This window comes from Rudanella lutea DSM 19387 (genome assembly GCF_000383955.1).
GTDB lineage: Bacteria > Bacteroidota > Bacteroidia > Cytophagales > Spirosomataceae > Rudanella > Rudanella lutea.
Genome location: NZ_KB913013.1, coordinates 6,147,389 through 6,171,918, shown reverse-complemented (window position 1 = coordinate 6,171,918; position 24,530 = coordinate 6,147,389). Strand labels below are relative to the sequence as shown.

15 protein-coding genes are annotated in these 24,530 nt (G+C 55.9%); 6 read left to right on the top strand and 9 right to left on the bottom strand.

What is annotated here, in order from left to right; all coding sequences use genetic code 11:
* From RUDLU_RS0125225 to RUDLU_RS0125200, 6 genes are all read right to left on the bottom strand, one after another.
* Window positions 1-1,992: a family 20 glycosylhydrolase gene (locus RUDLU_RS0125225; RefSeq protein ID WP_019991234.1), complete on the bottom strand. Its 1,992-nt coding sequence runs from the start codon at window positions 1,990-1,992 to the stop codon at window positions 1-3.
* A complete protein-coding gene (locus RUDLU_RS0125220; protein WP_019991233.1) occupies window positions 1,989-3,521 on the bottom strand; it encodes a sialate O-acetylesterase in 1,533 nt (510 codons plus the stop codon). Before RUDLU_RS0125220 ends, RUDLU_RS0125225 begins: the two co-directional genes overlap by 4 nt.
* Before the next feature lie 8 nt (window positions 3,522-3,529).
* Window positions 3,530-4,687 carry a Kelch repeat-containing protein gene (locus RUDLU_RS0125215; RefSeq protein ID WP_019991232.1) on the bottom strand — a complete coding sequence of 386 codons (1,158 nt, stop codon included), beginning with the start codon at window positions 4,685-4,687 and terminating at the stop codon, window positions 3,530-3,532.
* Window positions 4,644-5,591: a dihydrodipicolinate synthase family protein gene (locus tag RUDLU_RS0125210; protein ID WP_019991231.1), complete on the bottom strand. Its 948-nt coding sequence runs from the start codon at window positions 5,589-5,591 to the stop codon at window positions 4,644-4,646. The genes RUDLU_RS0125215 and RUDLU_RS0125210 overlap by 44 nt, the downstream gene beginning before the upstream one ends.
* A gap of 257 nt (window positions 5,592-5,848) precedes the next feature.
* Entirely contained in the window at window positions 5,849-7,369 is a 1,521-nt protein-coding gene (locus tag RUDLU_RS0125205; RefSeq protein WP_044129698.1) for a RagB/SusD family nutrient uptake outer membrane protein, read from the bottom strand.
* 166 nt (window positions 7,370-7,535) lie between these two features.
* A complete protein-coding gene (locus tag RUDLU_RS0125200) occupies window positions 7,536-10,805 on the bottom strand; it encodes a SusC/RagA family TonB-linked outer membrane protein (protein ID WP_019991229.1) in 3,270 nt (1,089 codons plus the stop codon).
* Between the two features lie 212 nt (window positions 10,806-11,017).
* Here RUDLU_RS0125200 and RUDLU_RS0125195 point away from each other — a divergent pair, with 212 nt between their 5' ends.
* The 4 genes from RUDLU_RS0125195 to RUDLU_RS0125180 all read left to right on the top strand — a co-directional run bounded on the left by RUDLU_RS0125195 (window position 11,018) and on the right by RUDLU_RS0125180 (window position 15,973).
* Window positions 11,018-11,722 carry a FadR/GntR family transcriptional regulator gene (locus tag RUDLU_RS0125195; RefSeq protein WP_019991228.1) on the top strand — a complete coding sequence of 235 codons (705 nt, stop codon included), beginning with the start codon at window positions 11,018-11,020 and terminating at the stop codon, window positions 11,720-11,722.
* Between the two features lie 8 nt (window positions 11,723-11,730).
* Window positions 11,731-12,936: a sialidase family protein gene (locus RUDLU_RS28265; protein ID WP_019991227.1), complete on the top strand. Its 1,206-nt coding sequence runs from the start codon at window positions 11,731-11,733 to the stop codon at window positions 12,934-12,936.
* Between the two features lie 4 nt (window positions 12,937-12,940).
* Complete coding sequence (locus tag RUDLU_RS0125185; protein ID WP_019991226.1) at window positions 12,941-14,137, top strand: n-acyl-d-glucosamine 2-epimerase; 1,197 nt, start codon at window positions 12,941-12,943, stop codon at window positions 14,135-14,137.
* A 213-nt stretch (window positions 14,138-14,350) separates the two neighbouring features.
* Entirely contained in the window at window positions 14,351-15,973 is a 1,623-nt protein-coding gene (locus tag RUDLU_RS0125180) for a hypothetical protein (RefSeq protein WP_019991225.1), read from the top strand.
* 452 nt (window positions 15,974-16,425) lie between these two features.
* On the opposite strand, the gene RUDLU_RS0125175 is transcribed toward RUDLU_RS0125180, so the two are convergent.
* The 3 genes from RUDLU_RS0125175 to RUDLU_RS0125165 all read right to left on the bottom strand — a co-directional run bounded on the left by RUDLU_RS0125175 (window position 16,426) and on the right by RUDLU_RS0125165 (window position 20,955).
* On the bottom strand, window positions 16,426-17,340 hold the full coding sequence (locus RUDLU_RS0125175) for a DUF4249 domain-containing protein (RefSeq protein ID WP_019991224.1): 915 nt from the start codon (window positions 17,338-17,340) through the stop codon (window positions 16,426-16,428).
* Between the two features lie 17 nt (window positions 17,341-17,357).
* Window positions 17,358-19,718, bottom strand: coding sequence for a TonB-dependent receptor (locus tag RUDLU_RS0125170; RefSeq protein WP_281168791.1), 2,361 nt, complete (start codon window positions 19,716-19,718; stop codon window positions 17,358-17,360).
* Between the two features lie 202 nt (window positions 19,719-19,920).
* Window positions 19,921-20,955, bottom strand: a complete 1,035-nt coding sequence (locus RUDLU_RS0125165) for a LacI family DNA-binding transcriptional regulator (protein ID WP_019991222.1) — start codon at window positions 20,953-20,955, stop codon at window positions 19,921-19,923.
* Window positions 20,956-21,297: 342 nt separating this feature from the next.
* Here RUDLU_RS0125165 and RUDLU_RS28260 point away from each other — a divergent pair, with 342 nt between their 5' ends.
* Both RUDLU_RS28260 and RUDLU_RS0125155 read left to right on the top strand, forming a co-directional pair.
* A complete protein-coding gene (locus RUDLU_RS28260) occupies window positions 21,298-23,727 on the top strand; it encodes a chondroitinase-B domain-containing protein (RefSeq protein ID WP_019991221.1) in 2,430 nt (809 codons plus the stop codon).
* 45 nt (window positions 23,728-23,772) lie between these two features.
* A complete protein-coding gene (locus tag RUDLU_RS0125155; RefSeq protein WP_027303369.1) occupies window positions 23,773-24,528 on the top strand; it encodes an SDR family NAD(P)-dependent oxidoreductase in 756 nt (251 codons plus the stop codon).
* The last annotated feature ends 2 nt before the right edge of the window (window positions 24,529-24,530 follow it).

Sequence of the window (24,530 nt, the reverse complement as noted above, 5' to 3'; positions counted from 1 at the left end):
TTAAGGCGTTTTTAGCGATCGATCAGGGGAGAAAATCAGGTCGTCGGCAGTTTCCCAGTGCGCTCCCTCCCGACGCACAAACACGGCCGTAAACAGCCACTTCACCAACCGGTATTCGGGCGTACTAAACGACCCGACGGGTAGTTTCAGAAGCACCCGGTTCCAGCCGGGTTTGAGCGAAACGGTAATTGGCTCGCGGGCTTCGTAAGGCTCATTTTGGTAGGGCTGTTCCAGACTGCCGGGCCGCAAACCCGCCTGCTGCCAGATGGGCGGAGGTACTCGTTCGCCGTTGAGCCAAATAGCACTACCCTTGTGATCCCAGGCTCCGGCGGGTGGGGCCGCGTCTTTCTCCGAGCGGCCATAATTATGGAAATCGACCCACAGCCCAACGGTCTGCGCTTTGGGCGAATACACCTCGGTAAAGGCATAGGCCGTGTGGTTCGGTTTGGGGTCGGGCAGGTAAGACCGCACCACCGGCTGCCCCCAGGTGTGCCGCAGATAGACCGTGGCCCCGGTTGCCAACACGCCCGGAAAATGAAGGTTACCTTCTTCTGGCGGAAACGACGCATTGAGGTTGCCGCCGTTTGGGAAAGGCCCCAGAATCCGCCAATGAAGCCCACTCTGCCGAACATACGGAAACACCTTTTGGCCAAAATGCAACCGTTTGTGGGTCAATAGCCGGTCTTCAAATTCGGCAAAAGCGACCGGGTCGGTAAGCACCACGCCCGTTTCGGTTTCGGGCCTACCGCCCCCGCGCCAGATTCGCTCGGCGAAGGTGAGCAGGATCGGGTAAAGCCCGTTCAACCGTTCGAGTTGGGCCGTAGAGGCCGGTCGGCGGTCGTTCCAGATACAAGCAATAGCCCCCAAATGGCGGGGAGTAGCCTCGGGCACATCGCAGAAGTCGCGTTGAAACAGGCTAATCAGGTCGGCCTGAGTGGCGTAATGATTCAAGTACAGATCGCGGGAGTCGATGACGCGCATGCCCGGCAACGGTTTTCGGGCGCTCATCCAGAGTTGACGAATAGCCGTGCTGTCCATCGTGCCACCCGGATACCAGCCAATCACCGCTTTGCCGCATTCGCGCACCACGGCCATCATGGTCGGCACAAACATCGAATCGCGAAAGGCCACCTCGTCGGTACCGATATGCAGATAGGGCGAGTCAAACAAAGCGCACACCTCCCGGATAAGGCTTTTCGCCCACTTTTTACCCGGCTCCGACTGCATATCGACGCCCGTTGCCCGCCGAAAAGCCGCGCTATGTCCGGGCATGTCGAGTTCGGGAATAATCTGAATGTGCCGGTCGCGGGCAAACCGCAACAGTTCGCGCACCTCGGCTTTGGTGTAAAAACCGCCGGGGTCGCGTTGCATATTGACGGCCTCGGTGAGGGCGGGTAAACTGTCGCTTGCCAATCGCCAGGCAATATCCTCGGTCAGGTGCCAGTGGAAAGTGTTCAGCTTGTAGCGCGACATTTGCTGAAGATGCGCCCGTAGCGTATCGAGCGTGATAAAACTCCGGCCGGTATCGTGCATGAGCCCTCGCACCGGAAACGCCGGGTAGTCGATAATCTGACAACCCGCGAGCGAGGGGTTCGGGCCGGGCTGCACCAACTGTTGCAGGGTTCGGTAGGCCCAAAACAGGCCCCGCTCGGTGGCAGCCGTGAGCTGCGCGCCTTTTGCCGAAACGGTAATCGAATAGCCCTCCGGTTTATCCCGAAAGGCACCCGATGGCTCCAGTTTAAAAACGACCTGAGCACCGCCTTCTGAACGAGTAAACGTAGACGTTGCGCCGTGCTGCCGCAGAAACGCAACCACCGAATCGGCCACAACACGCGCCTGAGCGTCGGGGGCTTGCACGCGGATTAGGCGTTGCAACCGGAAGGTTTCGTTTGTCCAGATAACCTGACGCGGGGCCGGAATGAGAGCCGGTGGTTTGGCCCAGGCGGCTACCCCAACCAACAGCCAGAGTACCGGGATTAATTTTATGTTCAAGGTAGCGGAAGTTTGAAGGTGGAAAGTGGGAGCCGCTCGCTATTCACTATGTTGGCCGTGGTGTAGGGCTGCCATCCGTAGTACAGAAATTGCCCGTTGCCCCGGCCGGTCAGATGCACGGTTTTTCCCCGAAGTTGGGCGGACAGCTCGGTATGGGGGCCGGTGGCATCGCCGAGGGCAAACCCGCGCACCTCCTGACCGTCAGCGGTTTGGAGCCCCTCCCCCGCATTGGCAAGATGAAGCTCCCAGCCACCCGCCCGCCGACGAACCCGAACGGGCACCGGCGCGGCCAGCAACGGCTTTTTGTACGTCTGAATCAACATGGCGCGGGCCAATCGGTCGCCCACCGATTTTTTATCGGTCGGGTGAACATCCGTCGGGTGGCCCACATCGCTCGTAACGGCCATACCCACGTTAGGCATGGTTCCGGCAAGCCGTCGTTGCCCATCCCGAAACAGGGGCCAATAGTCTGACTTGTACCCTTTCTCGGTACTGATTGACGAAAGCTGACAAAAGTAAAACGGGAGTTCGGGCCGGTTCCACGCGCGTCGCCACTGGTTAATCAGCGCCGGAAAAAGGGCTTCGTGCTGCTGTGCCCGTTGCTCACTCAAGGCATTGCTTTCGCCCTGATACCACATAATCCCTTTGACCGGCAACCGACTCAGCGGCAGCACCCCAGCCTCGTACAGTAACCCCGGCTCATAGGGGTGATGGATACCGTACGGCCCGCGCGGCAACGGATACCCCGCCCGGAGCAGGGAGTCCAGATTTTCGTGGCCCCGTTGAATGCACCAGGGTTCAAGGGTTTTGTTTGCGAACCAGTCACCCGTAAACAGGCTCTGCAACAGGGCGTCTGCCACGGCCCCTTCGGCCCGCATCCAGGCTTCTGCGGGCGACCCTCCGACGGCCATGTGAATCAGCCCGACCGGAACGCCCACCGACTCCTGAACGGCCCGACCCGCGTAGTAACACACGGCCGAAAACCGCCGAACCGAAGCCGAATCGGCCACCTGCCATTGTCCCGGCCTGAAATACCGGGCCGGTTCGAGATACGGGGCTTCGTGCGCTTTGAACGGTTCATTGTACCGAAACGCACCGGGTATGCGGTCATAAAGCCGCAACAGGGGATTGGGAGCCTCGCGTAACGTTTGGGCTGCATGCCGCTCAGCCAAAACCGGAAACGCCATATTCGACTGACCCGCGCAGACCCACACATCGCCCACCAGCAGATCATCCAGTTCGAGCCGGGCCGAATCGGTTTGTACCAGCAGTTTGAGGGGAGCCGCAGAAGCCCGGCGGGCAGGTAACGTCACCGACCAGGTCGAATCGGGCAAAACGGTAGTCTGCACTTCGTTATCGGCCAACCGGACCCGCACCCTTTGAGCGGGTGTCCCACTCCCCCAGACGTGTACGGGCTGATCGCGCTGAATCACCATGCCCGATTGCCAGAACTCGGCCAACCGAATCTGAGCGTGCGTGGCAGGCATGAGCCCGCAAACGAGCAAAATGAGCGAAAACAGTTTCTTCATGCCATCTATCAGCCCTCTTTTCGGAAGGAAATAAACCGAGACGTCGGCGTTCGAACACCCGGCGATACTTCGCCACTTGGCAACACAAAACCGCCCGAAACTGCGACGGGCGTAGTGGTAACAGGCACCGCAAACGGCAGGTCTTGCCAACGTGTCCACCGTCGGGTTTTTGGGCCATATGCCCAAATCGTTTTCGAAAAACCGGGATGGTCGCGTTGCAGGACGTTTCGGCGGAGGGTCAAACTATCGCGGACAAGGCCAGGTGCCGATTGGGCTATCTGATTGTTCACCCGTTCGATTTGGCTCAGCCGCTCGCCCGTATCGCCCCCGATCACCAGCACCAACCCATCGGAACCAGCAACGGCCGAATGGGCCGACAGGGGTGTTGGCAGGTCGGGCAGTCGCTCCCAACGGTTTAGGCCCGGTGCGTAGGCGTAGGCATCGGCCAAAACCTGCGTTTGGCCGTTAACGGTATAGCGACCTCCGGCCACGAACAGTCGACCTTTGGCCGCCACCAGAACGGTGTAGGCCCGTGCCGGACCGGGCAAATCGGCCAGGGGTTTCCAGCCGGTTTCGGGCCGCAGCAGATTCAGGACATACAAAGCCCGTTCGGCCCCACGCTCCGACTCCCCGCCAAACACGTACAACTGATTGCCCAGACAAGCAGCCGATTCATTAGCCAATGGCCGGGGCAACGCGGGCAGGGTGTCGACCAGTAGTTTGCGGTTCTGGGCGTCCCAGCGGTAGGCTACTACCTCGGCATAGCGCCGTTCGGCATCGTTGCCTCCGAGCGTGATGAACCGGTCGCGCCAGGTTACCGAGGCTCCGTAGCCGAGCGCGTGGCCCAGTTCGCCCACGACCTGCCATTGTCCAGAATTGGCGTTCAACGGCAAAGCGTAAATGGTTCGGTGCCAAACCTTTTGCCCGCCTTCCCAGGGGTAACCATCCGGGAAATTGGCCCCGCCCCCCAGCAGCAACATGCCACCACTCAGGCCCGCAAACCCACCCGCCACCCCCGGATTGGGTTTACCCGAAACGGGAGGAAGATCGGGCAGGGTGGTCAAATTCAGGCGGGGTTGCGACAGCGCCAAAGCAGGTAGCAGCAGGGCCAAAAGGCCCGCCTTACCGGCTAACCGCGCCCTCCATAAGAGCCGAACGCGAAGCATAGCGGTTGAATTGAATACGTTCGAGATCCTCTAAAAACTCGGTGTAGCGCTCGGCCGACATGTTCTGCACCGGTTGCCGAAACGCCCCGCAGTCCAGACCCACGGCCCGCATGTACGCTTTGCCAGTGGCAATGCCGCCGTATTTGCCCAGCAGCCGGACAATCGCAATGGACTGATCCTGCATGGCCCGCGCCCGGTCCAGATCGCCCGCGTCGAACGCCCGGATCAGCTCGTGGTAAACCGGGGCAGCGTAGTTGAACGTGCTACCCACAGCCCCACGGGCGCCCATGGCCATAGCGGCCAGAAAAATTTCGTCCCAACCCCACAGCAGATCGTACTTCCGGTCGGCAAACAGCAGACACTGCCGGTACTCCATCAGGTCGTTGTGGGTGTATTTGATGCCCCGGAAATTGGGCAGTCGCCCGTCGATGGCTTCCAGAAACGCCAGCATCGACACCGAAACGCCCGTGAGCGCCGGAATATGGTAAAAATACACGCCAACCTCAGGTGCTGCCTCGCCCACGGCGACGCAGAAATCGGCCAGCACGGCCGCGCTTGTGGGTTTGAAATAAAACGGAGCCAACACGGCCACAGCGTCGTATTGGTACTCGGCGGCCAGTTTGGCGAGCTCGCAGCTTTCGGCCAGCGAGGTGCCGCCCACGAGCATGATTTTTTGCAGCGCCGGGGCGTCGACCTGCCCCCAGGCCCGCAGAAGCTCCGTTTTTTCGGCAAAGGAGAGCGAAACCCCCTCCCCTGTCGACCCGCCGATAAAGGCTCCTTTCACCCCGTTCTGCACCAGAAATTGGGCATAAGCCGGAATCAGGTTCAGATTAAGTGACCCGTCGGGGTGCATGGGGGTAAACGGAGCCGCGACGAGCCCTTCAATTTTATGGATTTGTGACATATCGAATGTGGTAAAGGGTGCCCCCGTTCAACTGCCGGGGACACTTCTAATCCCAACCTATGATTTTTTTAGGGAAATGGTGAATGGTTTGGTGAAAAGGTCCGGGTAATCTAAACCCCTGTCAGTGGTCGTAGACCCTGACAGGGGTTTAGATTACCCTCCCACTGTCAGGGTCTAAGGTGCCTGCGATTTGGTTAGCAACACCAGCACGATGGACCACTGTCAGGGTCTACGACCACTGACAGGGTCCGGGTTGCTTAATACCCCGGTGTTTGGGTCAGCTTGGGGTCGGCGTTGAGCATACCGACCGAGATGGGCAACACCAGTTTATGGGCCTGATTCTGCGGCAGATACTGCGGATTGACGGCCCGGAACACGTAGGCGTCGCCCGCCCGACGGAGAGCAAACCACCGCTTACCTTCACCAATAAATTCACGCAGGTTTTCGTCCAAAATAGCCTCCATGTTTGCTTGCTGACTTCCGTTGGTAAAGGCCGGGGCCGCAGCACCGTACGCCCGCGTCCGAACGGCCATAATGTCGGCCGAGGGGTCGTTGCCCAGCTTGGTATTGGCTTCAGCCAGCATCAGCAGCACGTCGGCGTAGCGGTAAATGGGGAAATCGTTATCGTACAATTGCACACCGGCATCTACCCGACCAATAAACTTGGTCAGCATCACTCCGGCCACCGGGTTTCCGGCAGTGGTCCGGTGCATGGTGCGGAACGTAGCCCGCGGCCGACGGTCGGCGGTATTGGCCGTGAGCCGGGTAATCATGGCTTGCGACAAACCCACCCGACTGGCCCCGGCCACGAGCGGAAACGCCGTACTCACCGGTACGGCCGGGCCCGGTTGCGGATCAAACACGAGCGTACCCGCCTGGGTGGTATTCACCAGAAAACTGCCGTAGGCCGACTGGGTAGCCTCGTTCTTCTCGAAGCTCAGGGCGAAAATGATTTCGCGGTTGTTCACCTCTTTGGTCGCGTCGAAAATGTCGGCATAGGTGGCCTGTAACCCCAGCGCCGGGATGGCTTTTACCTCTTCTAAAGCCGCTTTGGCCACAGCAAAATCGGCCGAGCCCCCGCCCATGAGCGTCCCCGACCACAGAAAAACGTCGCCTTTGAGCGTCAGCGTAGCGGCCCGGTTCCAGTACACCCGCTTGGTGGTAAAGGTGTTGCTGCCACCAAACAGGGTCAGCGATTGTTCGAGGTCGCTCTTGATGAGCTTCATCACGTCTTCGGCTTTGGCCCGCTCCCGATACAGGTCGGTGAGGTTATCGACTGATGAAACCGGTTCGGTTGTGATGGGCACCCCACCCCAGGTGCGGAGCAGCGTGAAGTACACGAACGCCCGGAGCCCGTGCATTTCGGCCAGGGCCGACTTGCGCTGAGCCTCGGTCAGTGGGGCCTGCGGAAACAGTTTGATGACCGTGTTGATCCGGTCGATGAGGTTGTAAAACCCGCCCCAGTTGGCCGCCGGTACGTTGGTCGCGCTGATGTTATGCGACCAGTACTGCTTCAGGCCCGTGTCTTCCGATTCGGTAAAGAGGCCGTCGGCCCACAGGTCTGAGCGCATCTCGCCGAGGTTGACGAGCGTGCCGTGGTAGTTTCGGAGCGAAGCATACACGCCCGTGTAAAGGGTCGTGGCTGCGTTGGGGTCCGACAGGGCCAATTGCTGGTTCAGCGACGTTTGCGGCACCACTTCTTCCAGCTGATTTTGGCAGGAGAACAAGCTCGAAGAAAAACATAACCCGGTAATTATAAATAGATTACGAAGTTTCATAATGTCTTGGTTTAGCTACCTCACCCCTGCCCCTCTCCTTCACAAGGAGAGGGGTGGAGTCAACGACCATCCGGTATTATAGGTACACCCTAATTGGTCAGGGAAGGGCTGGTAAGTTACCCCTCTCCTTGCGAAGGAGAGGGGCAGGGGTGAGGTAGATTAGTAGTTAAAGAGACAACGTAGCACCCATGGTCACGACGCGCGGCAGCGGGAACCGGCCGACATCGTTGCCGCCCGTTTCGGGGAATGTTCCGTTGTAGCGGGTGAAATACGCCAGATTCGAGCCGGTCAGGAACACACGCAAGCTCTTCACTCGATCACGGGTGAGCCGGGTCATCAGGGCAGGTGCCATATCGTAGCTGAGAGTCAGCTCGCGCATAGCCAGGTAGTTGCCTTTCTGCCAGAAGTTGGCCGGTGCCGTCGTGCCGCCCCCGGCGTCGAGGAAGTAGTTACGGCCGTAGTTGGCCCAGTAGTAGCGGGGCAAGGTACCGTTTGGCGTATCGGGCGACCAGGTTTGGGTAACATCCACCGGACCGTTTTGCGAGCCCTGCACCTGCGACATACCGCGCAGATACATCTGATTGACAATGACAAAACCGAGCGAGTAATCGAACTGCCCGAACAGGGTGAACCCTTTCCACTGCACCGTTGACGAGAACCCGCCCTGAATGGTCGGTGTGGTGCGGCCCACAAACACAAAGTCGCGGTAGTCGAGGGTATCGTTGCGGTCAATGTCGCGCCAGCGGGCATCGCCCAGCAACTTAATCCGTTTGTTGGTGTAGGGCAGATACGTGTTCACCAAGTTAGCGCGGGCGTCAATTTCAGCCTGCGTGGTATAGATACCGTCGTAAGCCGGTGCCCACACCTCGTCGAGTCCGATGCGCTTGCCCTCCTGCAAACCAGCGACCCAGGCCAGCTTGCCCGTTGCGGGATCGAACGCCTGAATAGCACTTTGGCGGTTCCGTTCCAGCCCGTTGTTCGGGAGTTTTACGGCGTAGTTTTTCACATGGAAGAGGTTGGCCCCTACCGTCCACGACAAGCCACCGGCCTGTTCGGGCTTCAGGATATTCGCCCGTACTTCCAGCTCGATACCCCGGTTCTGCAACTGCCCGTTGTTGGTCAGGTAGGCACTGTAGCCCGTCCACGACGGAATGGGCAGGGTGCTCAGCTTGTCGTACACATTTCGGATAAAATAGTCGGTCAGGATGGTCACCCGGTTGTTCAACAAGCCAAGGTCCAGACCAAAGTTGAGCGTGTTGGCCCGCTCCCAGCGCAGGTTGGTGTTGGCGATGCTGCCCGCGGCAAAGCCCGGCTGCCCGTTATAAATACCCACGCTGCCGTACTGCGGAATGGTGGCATAATCGCCCAGGGGGGTGATGCTGCCGTTTTCGCCCCAGCTGATGCGGGGTTTCACAGTCGATACGTACCGGTTCAGGCCCGACTTGGCGAAGAAATCTTCGAAGTGCAGGTTCCAGCCGAGCGACAGACCGGGGAAGAAACCGTACCGGTTGTTGGTCAGTTTGGAAGTACCGTCGTAGCGGGCGTTGAGGGTCAGCAGGTAGCGGTTGTCGTAGTTGTAATTGACCCGACCGATGCCCGACGCCAGCCGTTGCCAGCCCGAGAAGGCTGAAAACGGAATCCCGACGGCATTGGTTGAAGCCGACAGCCAGGGAATAAAATCGGTAGCGGCTAAGCTCGCCGATGCGCCATATTCGTACTGCCGGAATTCGTAGAATTCAGCCCCGCCCAGCACCGACACAGTGTGTTTATCCAGTGTTTTATCATACTGCAAAAACCCGTTGTACTGGTACTGACTCGTGCGCACATTGCTGAACGACGCATTGCGGCTGTTGATGAGTGCCCCGCCCGTACCGGAAATGTAGGCTTTCGTGAAGCTGTCGTTGCCGGTGTAGCGATAAAAGCCCGACGCCGACCCAAGCAGTTTCAGGCCCGGCAAAATCCGGTATTCCAGATTAAGGCCCCCGCTGTAGCGTTGCTCGGCGGTGTTGTTGATGAATTTGTCGCGCAGGTAAAGCGGGTTGCCCAAGGTGCTACCGTCCACGCCGGGCAGAATCGCGCCCGTGAGGTCGTGGGTGAAGCGGGCCGTTGGGGCAATGCCCGTAAAGCGTTGCACTACTCCGCCAGCCAGACCACCGCCCGCATCGGCCGTCAGATACGAGGGCGTCGATTGGGTGCTGTAACCCGCCAGGTTGAGCGATACCGTCAGGTTTTTACCGACGTTGAGCCCCCCGTTGAAGTTCATATTCAGGCGTTTGAAACCCGACCCGATGAGCATCCCCACGTCCGACAGGCTCCCGACACCCAGGGCAAAATTGCCCATGTCGTTACCGCCCGAAACGTTCAGGTAGTGTTCGTTCAGGTTGCTTTGCTGCAAAATCATGTCTTCCAGCTCCCGCTGACTCACCGAGCGGTAAATCAGACTATCCATCTGCGCCGGGTTGAACGGGTTTTTGTCCACCAGCAGCTTGTAGAGCGGATTGCTCAGCAGACCCCGGTTGGCGTTGGTCACCTGTTGGGTCGAGTAGCGCCCGTCGGGGGCCGTCCAGCCCGAGTTGGTACCCCAGCCCCAGGCCCCGGCCAATTGGTTGCGGGCGTTGTTCATCTCGGCCGTGTTGTTGTCGGCACGAGCGGCTTCGAAGCGAGCCCCCAAACCGCGCCGGTTCCAGCGGATGTAATCCTCCGCGCTCATGTATTCGAGCGGGTTGCGCCGGATGTAGTTCGTGGCACGTTTGTAGCTATACGTTACCTGCGTGCGGCCTTTCTTGCCTTTGCGGGTCGAAACCAGCACCACGCCGTTGGAAGCCCGCGCCCCATAGATGGCCGTTGAGGCAGCATCTTTGAGCAAATCCATCGACTCCACGTCTTCCATGTTGATACCAAACAACGACGGGACAATCACCCCATCGACCACAAACAAGGGCGAACCCGCCCCGTTGAAGTCGGTGCCCCCCCGAAACGAGATAGCGGGCGTTGAGCCGGGTTGCCCAGTCGTTTGCTGAACCCGCAAGCCCGGAACCGCACCCTGCAACGCCGTAGCCACGTTGGTACGGGGTACAGACTTAAACACGGCCGGGTCGACGGTAGCAACCGAGCCCGTGAGTGTCCGGCGGCTTTGCTGCCCGTACCCGACTACTACCACTTCGTCGAGGCTCTTGCTGCTTTCGGCCATCAGAACAGTGAGCGTGGTTTGATTGCCCACGGCCACCTCCTGCGTGGTCATGCCGATCATCGAAAACACCAGCACGTCGGTTGGACCGGCACTGATGGTAAAGCGGCCTTCGGCACCAGTTACGGTACCCCGCGCGGTGCCTTTTACCGTCACGTTGACACCCGGCAGCGGCTCCGACAGGCGGGCATCTTTCACGAGCCCCTCCACTTGCCGAACCTGAGCCCCTGCCAGGAAACTTCCCAACAAGGCTATAATAAGTATGACATAACGCCCCAAGTGCGCTCGTCTGGTAAAGATTGTGTCCATAAACATTCGTGCCAATTGATTATGTATTACCTGACAAAGGTATTATGTATGATTTAATACTTCCAAGTAGTTCTAAAAATTTTATTTTTGGATGTTGTTTTTGAATTTTACGCATTCAACCTACTTTTGCCACGAATCAAGTAATACATAATATGGATTACGCAACAATGAATGACGACCTGCGGCTGGGCGAACAGACCTCGCTGGTGGATAAAGCAGAGACCGACCTGCTCGACTTTTTTCAGGATAAGCAGTACAAAACCGGCGATGTGATTCCGAAAGAGGTTGAGTTAGCCACCCAGCTGGGCGTGAGCCGGACGGTCGTGCGGGAGGCCCTGCAACGGCTGCGGATGCGGGGCATGGTCGATACCAAAAAGAAGCGGGGTACCGTAATTACCAACCCCGACCTGCTGTCGTTACTCGAAAAAACGATGTACCCCGGTATTCTGGACGACGAAACCCTGCGCGATATTTTCGAGCTACGCATGGTACTCGAAATCGGCATGGGCGACCTGCTGTTTGAGCGCATCACCCAGCGCGACATCGACGAGCTGTATGCCATTGTGGCCAACGAGCCCACCAATACCGAAGAAACCCTGTTCAACGCCGAGCAGGAGATTCTGTTCCACGGCAAGCTGTACGAGATTACGGGTAACCGAACCCTCAAGCGGTTTCAGCAGATGCTCCTACCCGCCTTCGAGTACGTGCAAAAGAGCGGGCTCCTTAAAAAACAGGTGCAGCACAAAAAGTTTGTTTCGCACCGGGGGCTCGTGGATGTGCTGCAACACGGCACGGCCGAAACCTTCCGCAACGCCATGCGCAATCACTTCGAAAATCATTTCCAACGCCTGTTCTGATCTTTGCTATGCTGCGTCCCCTGCTGTTCTCCTCACTCCTACTAATTAACTGCCGCCCTCCGCAACCGGCTGCGGTGGGTCAAACAATCCTCCCGGTTTCAACGGTTTCGGCCCTTCCCGACGAAGTGGCTGTTTTTCGCAATGGCGACGAAGGCTACGGTTGTTACCGGATTCCGGCCGTTGTGAAAGCCCCCGATGGCGCTCTGCTGGCCTTTGCCGAAGGCCGTCGCAACGATTGTGGCGACTTTGGCGATGTGGACATTGTCTTGCGCATCAGCCGAGACAACGGCAAAACCTGGGGTCCGCAATCCCTCGTGGCCGACTTTGGCACCGCACAGGCCGGCAACCCCGCCCCCGTGTTCGACCTAACCGACCCGCGCTACCCGGCCGGTCGGCTGTTTCTGGTGTACAACACGGGCGTGGCGTCGGAGTCGGACGTGCGGAATGGGAAAGCGATTCGGGAGGTCTGGTACAAAACGAGCACCGACGGTGGTAAAACCTGGTCGGAGCCGGTAAACATCACCACACAGGTAAACCGCCCGAACAAACCGGCCGTAAACCCGGCTTATGCGTTTGCCGAAGACTGGCGTTCATATGCCAACACGCCCGGCCATGCGCTGCAACTGGCCAAAGGTCGCTATCGGGGCCGCCTGTTTGTGGCCGCCAACCACTCGGCCGGGGCACCACAAAGCGCCTTCCGAGATTACCGGGCTCATGCGTTTTACTCCGACGACCACGGCCAAACCTGGAAACTCTCGCCCGATGTCGACTACGCGGGTGGCAACGAGAGTACGGCCGCTGAAATATCGGACGGTGGCGTGCTGATGAATATTCGGAACCAATCGGGCGATGTGAAGAGTCGGCTCATGGCCTGGTCGCCCACGGCGGGCGCGGCCTGGAACCCGGTGGTGGTTTCGAATGACCTGCCCGACCCCGTTTGTCAGGGTTCGATGGTTAATTACCAAACCGCCGAGGGCCGTTCGGTACTGCTCTTTAGCAATGCCAACAGCCAAACCAAGCGCGAGAAACTAACCGTGCGCTACAGCACCGACGACGGCAAAAGCTGGTCGCGGGGCCGGGAGGTGTACAGTGGCTCGGCGGCTTACTCGGATTTAGTCGTACAGGCCGACGGGCAGATTGGGGTTTTATACGAACGCGATAACTACACCCTCATCACCTACGCCCATTTTCCCTATAACTGGCTGTCGCAGTAATTCCATGACAACCGATCTTTCTTCGTACGCCCCACTCTACCGCGATGTGCTGCTGAACGATGTGCTACCGTTCTGGCAAACCCACTCCATCGACCGGGCGCATGGCGGATTTTTTACCTGCCTCAACCGGGATGGCAGCGTGTTCGACACCGACAAGTTTATCTGGTTACAAGCCCGGCAGGTCTGGACCTTTGCCATGTTGTACAACCGGCTCCCCCACTTCCCGGCCGACCAACGCGAAAGCTGGCTGGCCACCGCACAGCACGGAGCCGATTTTCTCCAGCGATTTGGCCAGGCGAAAAGCAACGGGCCCATGGAGGCTCCCTGGTACTTTTCACTGACGCAGGATGGCCGCCCGCTCGTGCAACCGTACAATATTTTCTCAGATTGCTTCGCCACTATGGCGTTCGGTCAACTTTCGCTTGCTACCGGCAACGACCAACAGGCCCAGCTCGCCGAGCGCACCTTCCGGCAGATTCTGGCCCGGCGCGACAACCCCAAAGGCCAATGGAGCAAGGCCGTCGATGGCACGCGCCCGCTGAAGAACTTTGCCCTGCCCATGATTCTGTGCAATCTGGCCCTCGAAATTGAGCACCTGCTCGACCAATCGCTGGTGGAGCAAACCATTGACGAGTGCATCCACGAGGTGATGGACGTCTTCTACGACCCAACGCTGGGCCTGATTCGTGAAAACGTTTCGCCCGACGGGCAGGTGTCCGACTCGTTTGAGGGGCGGTTGCTCAACCCCGGCCACGCCATTGAGGCCATGTGGTTTATCATGGACCTGGCCCATCGGCGCAACGACCGGGGCCTGATGGAGCGGGCCGTCAAAATCACCCTCGACACCCTCCAATACGCCTGGGATACCGAATTCGGTGGGATTCTGTATTTCATGGACGCGAAGGGCTACCCTCCCCAGCAGCTCGAATGGGATCAGAAACTCTGGTGGGTGCACGTCGAAACACTTATCAGCCTCCTCAAAGGCTATCGGCTAACGGGCAATACCGACTGTCTGACGTGGTTTGAGCGGGTACACGATTACACCTGGGCCCACTTCCCCGACCCGGAGCACGGCGAATGGTTTGGTTACCTGAACCGGCGGGGCGAGGTGTTACTGCCCCTCAAAGGCGGCAAATGGAAAGGATGCTACCACATTCCCCGCGCGCTATTCCAGTGCTGGCAGCTGCTGGAGGAAAAGTAAGGGGGAGAGTAACTCATGTTAAAGTAGGCAAATAGATTATGAGGGAAAGGGCTTTGCCATTTGGTGGAGCCCTTTTTTGTTTGATTGCCCCACAAAAGCAATCCTGAAAAAGCAACTATCAGGATTATTTGGTCTCAACTCGACCTGGGTTGTTTGCGCATTTGTCCGGCTTTGCGACTAACCGGCAAATCACCTTTAAACCACCCTACGTCCATGTCGACACAAGCCTTTTTTACCGAAAATGCCCATCTGGTCGAAGCCATCAACCTGCGGGCCGACCTGCTCAAAGTTTCGCCCGAAAAACTGTATCCCTGGTGGCGCCGACCGTGTCGGGTAAAGCTTCTGTTGCTCACCGACGGCACCCTCGACTTCGGGTTGGGCGACTTTGGTCTCTCCACGTTTGTTTCCATTCTGGCCAATGACGGCCGTGCGTACGTCGATTTTCAGATTACGATTGCCCACCGGGGAAGCAATGTGGGCAACCCCAACGTAACCGTTCACCGGAGCATTCCTAACTTCCGCTTCACCGACGGAAACCATTTTACCGACACGATGTACGATCAGGTCTGGCTATTCGGCATTGATTCCTCGGTACAGGGGCTTTCCGACGCTGAATTGGTCATCCTGAGCGCGTTTATGAACAAAGGCGGAGGGGTGTTTGCCACCGGCGACCACGGTGAGCTGGGCCGGGCCTTATGCGGGTCGGTACCCCGGGTCCGAAAAATGCGGCTTTGGACCAACGCAGCCGGCAACGTGGGTATGCAGGACCCCAACCGAAACGATACCAACCGCATTGGCCACGATGCGGGGTCACAGTTCGACGATCAGTCGGACGATATTCCGCAGGAAATTCAGCCCCGGTTGTACTCCAGCGCATTGGGTGGTTTTCTGCGTGAAACTTACCCCCACCCTATCCTGTGCAGTCCGCTGGGGCGCATCCGGGTACTGCCCGACCACCCGCACGAAGGCCAATGCGTTGAGCCAACTGACCTGAGCGGCAATTACGAGAAAGACGGCACTCCAGAGTTTCCGATGGGCATAGGGCCCGAAATCATCGCCTACTCTACCGTCCTTGCCGGTAGTACGGCCAGCACCAAGCAGGCTACCCAAGCCCAAACGTTCGGAGCTATATGTGCTTACGATGGCCACCGGGCTAACATCGGCCGGGTGGTAACCGACTCAACCTGGCACCATTATGTAAACGTGAACCTCATTGGTGAAGCCTCCGAACCGGACACCAACGTCAAAGGGCGCGGCTTTCTGGCTTCGGCCACCGGGCAGCAACATTTAGCGCAAATCAAGCACTACTACATCAACACAGCCGTTTGGCTTTCACGCCCCGGCAATCACAGCTGCTTTCGGTCGCGGCTGATCTGGCAATTGTTGTTTGAGCACCGGGTGATGGAAGCAACCATGGACAACCCCGCTCTGCGGTTCGAGCGAATCAGCCCGTCGCTGCTGTACAGCATTGGTACACACGCAACCGATGTACTGGGGAATAAAGCGAGTCAGTGCCGCCGGTTGCAACTCTTGATTGATATTATTCAGCCCATTTTGCCCGACCTCATTCCGCATATTGACCCGTGGCAGAACACACGCAAGCAGGAAGCCAATCCCCCCATTCCGTTTTTCGACGTCAACCCGTTACTGGCCATGGCCATGGGCGGTGGGTTAGTGAGCCTTCGAGACAAATTTGTAAACGACAATCTGGGCGATCCGAACCGGATTGAAGCCAAAGAGATTTTGGCCCAGTTTGAGGAAGGCGCCAAACGAGGTCTCCAGCTGGGTCTCAAAGAGCTAAACACCGAGATTCGAAAGTTCAGCGCACTTCGTTAATGTGATAAATACCATTCCTGGCCGTTTGCTATGAGCCGGCAATCCTTGCGACAACGTTTTGTCGAGTCGTTATAGAGACGCTTAAAAGCGGAGTTGCTTGAAGTCGGAGTGTTTCTATGTGTAGAGGGACTTTATTCGTAAAGTGTGTCAGGTTACACTTTGCTAACTTGACACACTTTACGGCCTAATGCTCCCTGTCAAATTACCGGCATCATAAATGTTTCGTTTGAATCCGGTCTGGCTTGAGCCTAATCGGCTAACTCTTTTTATCATGCTATATTCATCCAAAAGTTCAACGCTGTGTTCATTATTCCCCATAAGTAGAGTTTTATACATGGGTTTTTCTGCTAGTTACTTTTAGTTCCTTTTTATATTTTGCTCTTTAGAATTAATTACTCGACTAGCTGCGGCTTTCGCTTTTATACCAAAAAGCATTACGTCTCTTTCGTACGCTACTCTATTCGAATCGTGACGGTATCGCTACTGTAAGACAAAATGATGCCGTATCCACCTTTCACATTGGAGTAGCGTACCTGGGGCGGCTGAAAAGCCTGAAGAAACCCTTCATTTGCATTGAATGTACGGTTATACTCAAAGTACCCCCGATTCGCGCGGATTAAGCTTACGCGTAACTGATCCAATTTGCCTCTCAATCCCCCCGGTTGCACGGGACCTTCTAATTCTACCCCTACCCGGACGGTTGTTGGCTGGCCGCTAAAGCAGACGTCCGATAGATTATATTCATTTAATTGACCTGCGCTGCGGAACCCGCAGCCATCCCCATATTCATCCGGCCGATCAAGACCAAACGAATTGATCGCCACAAAAAAGCCCCTACTGTAACCAGACAACCTAACGGCATAGTAGTCCGTCGTGGCTGGGCTATCGGTAAATCGACAATCCAGTTTGCGGGCAGTCACTCCCGCGTTTACTTGAGCCTCTATGGGTTCGGCAAACGCATACTGCCCAATCTTAATTCGCTCGGGCACCTGCTCGGGAAGACTGTAACTATCAGGCATACCGCTACTGGATACCGTGAAATAATACGAGCGGCCAGGTTGGGGGGTAAAGTTGGAAGGCGACACGTATCGGCCATTGGCCAGGTGGGACAGTTCTTCAACGAGTAAACTGTCCTCGTATAACTGCACCCTGGCGTTGGTGACCCACCGTCCGTAGTTGTAACGACCCGTCGGGGGGTAGGTTCGGCTCACCCGTAGCGACACTACGCTATCTGGCGACAACACCCCATACAGAACCAGTTTATCCCCATCATAGGGCAGATCGAACCCTAACTCCTTCGTACACCCGGAAAGGATGCCGAATACAATCGGAGCCAGCGCGCTTAGTACAAGGATCAGCGACTTCATCAGTTCAATTCGAGGGATTAACTTGCATAGGGAAGAACCGGGAAAACCGCTTTCCGGACCACTTTATAATCAAAACCCGTAGCTTTCCCATCAGCACCCCAAACGAGTTTTCTACTAAAATCGAGATAAAACGGGTTGGATCGGTTGTACGCATTGTATAAGCCAAAGGACCAGTGAGCGTTGCGCATTCGTCGACGCGTTTTATGCCCAATCGTTACCCCTACATCCAGACGATGGTACGCGGGCATGCGAAAGTTGTTGCGATCTCCGTAGACAAACAACGGATACGCCGTTGCCTCCTGACCCAGGTTTTCCTGCATCGCAATGGGCACTGTGGTGGGCTGCCCCGATTGATAAACCCAGGTTGCCGAAGCCCGAATACGGTCATTGAACTGGTATTGGCCCGTTGCCGAAAAAACGTGCCGCCGGTCATACGTAGCATCGTACCAGCGGTTTTGATCAATGGTTGCAAAACGACGCCGGTGGTGGGCCAGCGTGTAGCCCGTCCATCCCGTCAGTCGCCCCTGCGTTTTTAGAACCATCACTTCAATACCACGGCTATCTCCCTCTCCATTGCGCTCAACCGTATTTTCCCACCGGCGATTGAAGTTGCTTAAAAAATTAGATCCCGTTTGATAGTCAATCAGGCCGGTTGAGCGTTTGTGATAGGCCTCCAGGGTGACGCTAAGGGAACGGTTGGCGGGTAAGTACGTCAAGCCAACAGCCATCTGGTCAGAGGCCTGTGGTGGAGTTTCACCCGTAGCAGGCACCCATACGTCATTGGGCAGTCCAATACTGTTGCTCGAAAGCAAATGCACAAATTGGTGCATTTTGGAGTAAGCAAACTTAACCGATAACCGCTCACCCGCAGCCACATTTAACGTCAGACGTGGTTCCATATACGAGTACGTTTGACGATCAACCCGGTAGCTCACGGCCCGGACACCCACGTTCGCCCGGAGCCAGCGGGTCAACGATACATCATCTTCGAGGAAACCGGCTACCTCCGAAGCAGCTACGGCCTGGTTAATTCGGTTCAACGTATCAGGATTGATTTCATAGGTCGTCACTAACCGGGTCGGCTGAAAGCGGTGGCGGATCGCTTCAACGCCAGCCTGCACGTTGTGGCCAGGTAATGGGTTCCACTCCAGAACCGTTTTTGCCGTTACATCCCGAATGGATGAAGTAACCGCTATCTGCTGGGTGGTGATCCAATCCTTACCCGGTTTGCTACGGTCCCGGGTACTTAGGGTATACTGGTACCGGGAAAAGGTAAGCGTTGATCGTAGAAAAAGACGTTTTAACAGAGAGCGGGTGTAGCGAATGGAGGTGGTCGTGTTACCCCAGTTCAGGTTAAAAGCTGATCGGTTTGTTTTTGACCCTTCCTGGGCAACCCACGCATCATGGCCGTTATAAAGGCTAACGAAAAGTCGACTGCCGTCCCGAAATTGGTGATTGGCTTTGGCGTTCACATCATAAAGCCAGTAGTTTACGTACTGACCGTTCGGCGAGCTTCGAGCAGCAAGCAGGGTCGGGAGCAGGAAGAGGGTGAAATATGAACTACGGGCCGACACAAAGTAAGAAGAACGGCCCTTCAACGCGTTGGATAGCGGTCCCTCCAACAACAGACGGGAGCTGACCAACCCAATACTCGCATCCCCCCGGTGTCGTTGATTATTCCCCTCCTTCATACTCAGGTCAATGATTGACGACAAACGTCCACCGAAGTGAGCCGGAAAACCCGCCTTGTACAAATCGACTTTACGAATAGCGTCGGGATTAAAGGTGGAAACAAAGCCAAACAGATGGGACACATTATAGACCGTGGCATCGTCGAGGATTATTAAATTCTGATCCGGGCTACCTCCCCTGACCTGCAACCCCGTGGTGCCTTCGCTACCCACCGTCACACCCGGTGTCAATGCCAACGCCTTTATCAGGTCGGTTTCACCCAGCAAGGCTGGCACTGCTTTCAACTGGCTAATAGGTATTGCAACCAGGCCAATGGGGTGGTCGTTTGCCGTGTTTGCCCCCGTTGCGGACACGGAGACGGGCGCTATTTCGTGGGTAGCAGGCCATAATCGAATCTGCATTATGGTGTCTGAAGTTGCTGAAACATCAACCTCGAGCGGCTCGTATCCCACATAAGAGAATCGAAGACGAGTTGGTTGGGAGAGCGGCAGGGAGAAATACCCGTACGGGTTGGTCGTAACTCCTGTCTGTTTCTGGGTGTCGAACACGGTTGCGCTCATGAGCGCTTCGCCGGATGTTCGATCGGTTACGTAACCCCTTATGGTTACTCGCTGCGCCAGAGATACATGCGCTAGTAACGGCAACAAGATAACCCAAATACGATACGTCTTCAATAAAAAATACACATCGAGTAATGAGAATGGTTTGGTACTAAACGACTACTGAACCATTCTCATTATCATAAAAAGATGTATACTGATCAATACTATTGAGTGGCACATGTTTGCTCTATATCTTCATCACATTGGCCACTAGCCTTGATTGTTCGTAGAAATATTAAGGTGCCTAAGCATGCTCCCCTCCTTAAAATCATTTTTCCTGTCTGACTTACCCTTTGCGAACGGAAGACTCCCGAATAACCAACTCTGGCTTAACAACAATCGTCTGCGGGGGTAACGAAGTGTCACTGTTTATTTGCTGAATCAGCAACTTAGTAGCCATTCGACCCATCTCATAGGCAGGTTGGGCAACACTGGATACTGACGGTGTCAGTAGGCTAACCACCGGCTCATCGTTAAACCCAACCAATGCCACCTCCTCGGGCACCCGTACTCCGCGGGTGCGCAAAGCCAGTAATGCACCTACCACCAACCGGTCGCTTACGGCGAAAATGGCATCCGGGCGATAATCGTCGAGGAGTTGCAGCGTAGCTCGGTAAGCAAACTCTCGGTCAAATTCACTGTACACGATGAGGTTTTCGTCGACGGGCAGATTATATCGTTGTAGTGTAGTAACGTAGCCATCTCGACGTTGCTGTCCGATGGACAAATTGGCTGGTCCGGCCAGATACGCAATGCGTCGGCAACCCTGTTCGATCAAATGCGTAACTGCCTGAACCGCCCCGGCCTGATTATCCAATACGACTTTGTTCGCATGGAGGTCTCCCCCTACCCGATCAAAGAAAACGACCGGAACGTTTCGCTGAATAAGCCGACGAAAATGATCGACGTTGAGGGTATCGCTCGATAAGGAGACGATCAACCCATCAACGCGACCGTTCATTAACCGCTGCGTATTGATGATTTCACGACCGTATGACTCGTTCGACTGCGAGGTCATAACGGTATATCCAGCCTCCAGTGCCATCTCATCGATACCGCGAATGGCGGTAGCAAAAAAGTAATCCAGATTCGGTACAATGACGCCTATGCTGTGGGTTTGCCGGGTAACTAAACTGAGCGCTACCTGATTTGGGTGATACTCCAGTTTCTTCGCCAATTCAAGCACCGCTTTTCGTGTTTCTGGATTGACATCAGGCTTGTCGCGCAGCACCCGCGATACCGTTGTAATTGAAATATTCAACGCCCGGGCTATGTCCTTTATCGTTGCGGGCTTACCCAGTTCATTTTTTGAATGCTCCATAATCAATGAATTTAATTATGCCTGCAAATAGTACAATTTCACGTTGAGGCAGAGAATTCATCCCGGGCCCGAAAAACTGGGCGCCCTCGTCTGAACTCCGATATTGGCACCTGATAAACAATAGCACAAGGTTAAATATAAATTTTTTGATAAAGAAAAGGTATTACCGGCAACGCTACCGGTAACGTTGCCGGTAACGTTATTTCAGCAGACAAGGCCTATTTTTTTGGTAAAAAAGCAAAATTTTATTGTGCTATTAATAGCATTTCATTTCTAACTTAAGCTAATCTTACCGACGAATCGTCTGGAAAAGAATACTAAAAATTTGCACTTATTCTAGTTATGCGCCAGTTCCTAAACTACGTACTTTTACTCGTTGCTTCGCTCCTGCTAACGGATGGATACAGTCGTGAGTTACCCGTTCGCACCCCTACCGAATTTGGCGAAGCCGTAGAAAAACTGCAACCTGGCGATACACTGATTATGCGCAATGGCGTATGGGCTGATGCCTTGCTGGTGTTTAAAGGAACCGGCACGGCGAGCCGACCCATTGTGCTGCGGGCCGAAAAGGCGGGCGGTGTCACGCTCGAAGGGAAATCACGGCTACGCTTGGCCGGTCAATACCTCCTTGTGACAGGGTTGTATTTCCGCAACGGATACACCCCAGGCAGTGGAGTTATTGAGTTTCGGGAAGATAGCAAACACCTCGCTTTCAACTGCCGGGTAACTGAGTGCGTCATCGACGGATTTAACAATCCAGACCGCATGAAAGAAGACATCTGGGTTCAGCTGTATGGACAACATAACCGGTTTGATCATAACTACGTAGCAGGTAAGAAAAACGGGGGTGTAACCCTGGCTGTAAACCTCAACGATGCCCAAAACCAGAATAACGAACATCGAATCGACCACAACTACTTTGGCCCTCGCCCCCGACTGGGGTCCAACGGGGGCGAAACCATCCGGGTGGGTGTGTCGACCTTTTCGCTGACCTCTTCACGGACGCTGATCGAGGAAAATTACTTTTACCACTGCAACGGCGAAGTCGAGATTATTTCGATTAAGTCGTGCGACAACCACATCCGGCGCAATCTTTTTGTCGAATGCGAAGGAGGGCTGGTGCTACGTCACGGTAACCGCAACCTTATCGAAGGCAATGTATTTCTGGGAAACGGAAAGCCACATACCGGCGGGGTGCGGGTTATTAATGCGGGCCACAAAATCTGGAACAACTACTTTGCTGATCTCAATGGCGAAGACTTCCGGTCGGCACTCACGATCATGAACGCCGTGCCCAATTCGCCCATTAACCGGTATCATCAGGTTCGCGACGTGCTGATCGCACACAATACGTTTGTCAACTGCAAAAGCATTGAACTGGCCGCCGGTAAAGACCTTGAACGTACCGCCCGCCCTGAAAATGTACAGGTGATCGGTAATGTATTTTACAGCCCAAAAACGGATTCGCTCTTTCACGTCTACGACGATATCAGCGGCATTTCATTTCGCGACAACGTGGTTCAACTGGGCACGAAGCCCTACCTACCGGGCCTGACAGCCGCCACCATGAGCCTCATGAAAACGTCCGACGGGCTCCTCGTACCACTCCCAAAGGCTACCCTACCGCCCGATTTTCCGACTGTACCCGGCTCTATGGATATCACCGGCAGCCCGCGTAAAAATGGTAATCTGGCCGGGGCGGTGCTATCGGCGGCAGTACGTCAGTTTAAACGGCCGGTGGTTGAAGCCGAGGCAGGACCGGGCTGGTTCCGTCCGATGCCCACTGACAACCCCAAAACGGGTAACATCTGGCCGGTACGGTCCAATGAACCGGATGCTCTCTCCAGAATTTGTAAACAACTGAAGCCGCACGATGTGGTCGAGCTGGTGGATACTGGTACTTACCCAGTCTCGAAAGCCATACCCATAAACATGCCCCTCACGTTTCGGGCCAAAGCAGGGCTACCCACGCGCCCAACTGTGGCGTTTGCGGGTGAGGATGGCAACTTTGCGTTTTTCACCATCGAAAACGGTGGAGCCCTGCGGCTCGATGGCCTGGCCTTCGTGGGTACGTCGGCATCAAACGTAGCCGACTGTATCATTCGGACTAGCGCAAACCCCATGATTGAGCATTACAAACTGATTGTCAATAATTGCCTTTTCACCGACTTGACTGAGGGCCGAAGATCCGCTTTTCGGGCCACCAAAAGTACCTATGCCGACACGGTGCTGTTCAGCAATTGTGTGTTCAGCAATATTACAGGCGATGTGCTGAGCCTGGCCGCCGAAAAAGAAGACAAGGGCATTTACAACGCCGAGTACGTCATTTTGCAAAACTGTCTTTTTCGGAACATTCTAACAGGCGCCCTCGACCTCTACCGCGGGGGGAATGACGAAAGTACGCTGGGACCGTTTCTGACCGTTGACCGCTGTACATTCGACAACGTGGGTAATGTAGAGCTTGGCCATGTGTTGAGCATGAAAGGGGCGCAGTGGACCGACATCCGAAACTGTCTGTTTCACAACAGCGGGCGGGCGGGCCGCAGCCTTTTGTACGAAGACTACGGCTGGACTACCAACCGACTCACAAATTGTAATTTCTATCAGGCTGGGCGTATCGAATCCTTTTACCCGGTTCGGCAAACCGGCATCACTAAACTACCCACCGAGTTTATCAATCCGGCAGCCTTCGACTACCGACTCAAGCCTGCTACCCCTTTAGCAAGGCAGGCAACCAAAGGGCGGTTCCTGGGATTTTCGGCAACCCCCTAACCCGCCGTTCTCAACTTTTAGACACTTGTTAATTTTTCAGCAATCATGCACAACCTCTCCAACAAAGTAGCATTAGTAACCGGTGGTGGCCGCGACATTGGCCAACAAGTTTCAATGGCATTAGCTGCTGCTGGCGCGAACGTCTGTTTCAACTATTTCAACGCCGAAACTGAGAGCGAAGCTACCGAGCGCCTTATTCGGGAAGCGGGTGGTCAGGCTATCGGTGTTCAGGGCGATATGACCAAAGCCGCCGACGTTCAGCGCGTGGTACAAACCTGCGTGGATACCTACGGCGGTCAAATTGACATTTTGGTCAACGTAGTTGGTGGACTGGTGGGCCGCAAAACAATGGACGAAATGGACGAAGCGTTTTGGGATTTCGTCATCAATGTAAACCTTAAGTCGACTTTCCTGGTCACCAAACACGTGCTTCCGCACATGCCATCGGGCGGGGCAATTGTCAACTTCGCGTCGCAGGCCGGGCGCGATGGGGGCGGACCGGGCGCCATTGCCTATGCTACCGCCAAAGGAGCCATTTTGACCATGACGCGGGGCCTTGCCAAAGAACTCGGTCCAAGAGGTATTCGGGTCAACGCGGTGTCGCCGGGTATGATTGCGACAACATTTCATGACACCTTCACCAAACCGGAAGTCCGCGAGCGGGTGGCTGGTATGACACCCCTACGCCGGGAGGGACAGGCCGCCGAAGTGGCAGCCCTCGTGCAATATTTAGCCTCCGATTCAGCCTCGTTTATCACTGGCGCATCGGTGGAAATCAACGGCGGCACGTATTTCATCTAACG

Coding starts and splice junctions, on each gene's coding strand:
- RUDLU_RS0125220 (WP_019991233.1), bottom strand. CDS start 3,521: ATGAAGAAACTGTTTTCGCTCATTTTGCTCGTTTGCGGGCTCATGCCT.
- RUDLU_RS0125215 (WP_019991232.1), bottom strand. CDS start 4,687: ATGCTTCGCGTTCGGCTCTTATGGAGGGCGCGGTTAGCCGGTAAGGCG.
- RUDLU_RS0125210 (WP_019991231.1), bottom strand. CDS start 5,591: ATGTCACAAATCCATAAAATTGAAGGGCTCGTCGCGGCTCCGTTTACC.
- RUDLU_RS0125205 (WP_044129698.1), bottom strand. CDS start 7,369: ATGAAACTTCGTAATCTATTTATAATTACCGGGTTATGTTTTTCTTCG.
- RUDLU_RS0125195 (WP_019991228.1), top strand. CDS start 11,018: ATGGATTACGCAACAATGAATGACGACCTGCGGCTGGGCGAACAGACC.
- RUDLU_RS28265 (WP_019991227.1), top strand. CDS start 11,731: ATGCTGCGTCCCCTGCTGTTCTCCTCACTCCTACTAATTAACTGCCGC.
- RUDLU_RS0125185 (WP_019991226.1), top strand. CDS start 12,941: ATGACAACCGATCTTTCTTCGTACGCCCCACTCTACCGCGATGTGCTG.
- RUDLU_RS0125180 (WP_019991225.1), top strand. CDS start 14,351: ATGTCGACACAAGCCTTTTTTACCGAAAATGCCCATCTGGTCGAAGCC.
- RUDLU_RS0125175 (WP_019991224.1), bottom strand. CDS start 17,340: ATGAAGTCGCTGATCCTTGTACTAAGCGCGCTGGCTCCGATTGTATTC.
- RUDLU_RS0125165 (WP_019991222.1), bottom strand. CDS start 20,955: ATGGAGCATTCAAAAAATGAACTGGGTAAGCCCGCAACGATAAAGGAC.
- RUDLU_RS28260 (WP_019991221.1), top strand. CDS start 21,298: ATGCGCCAGTTCCTAAACTACGTACTTTTACTCGTTGCTTCGCTCCTG.
- RUDLU_RS0125155 (WP_027303369.1), top strand. CDS start 23,773: ATGCACAACCTCTCCAACAAAGTAGCATTAGTAACCGGTGGTGGCCGC.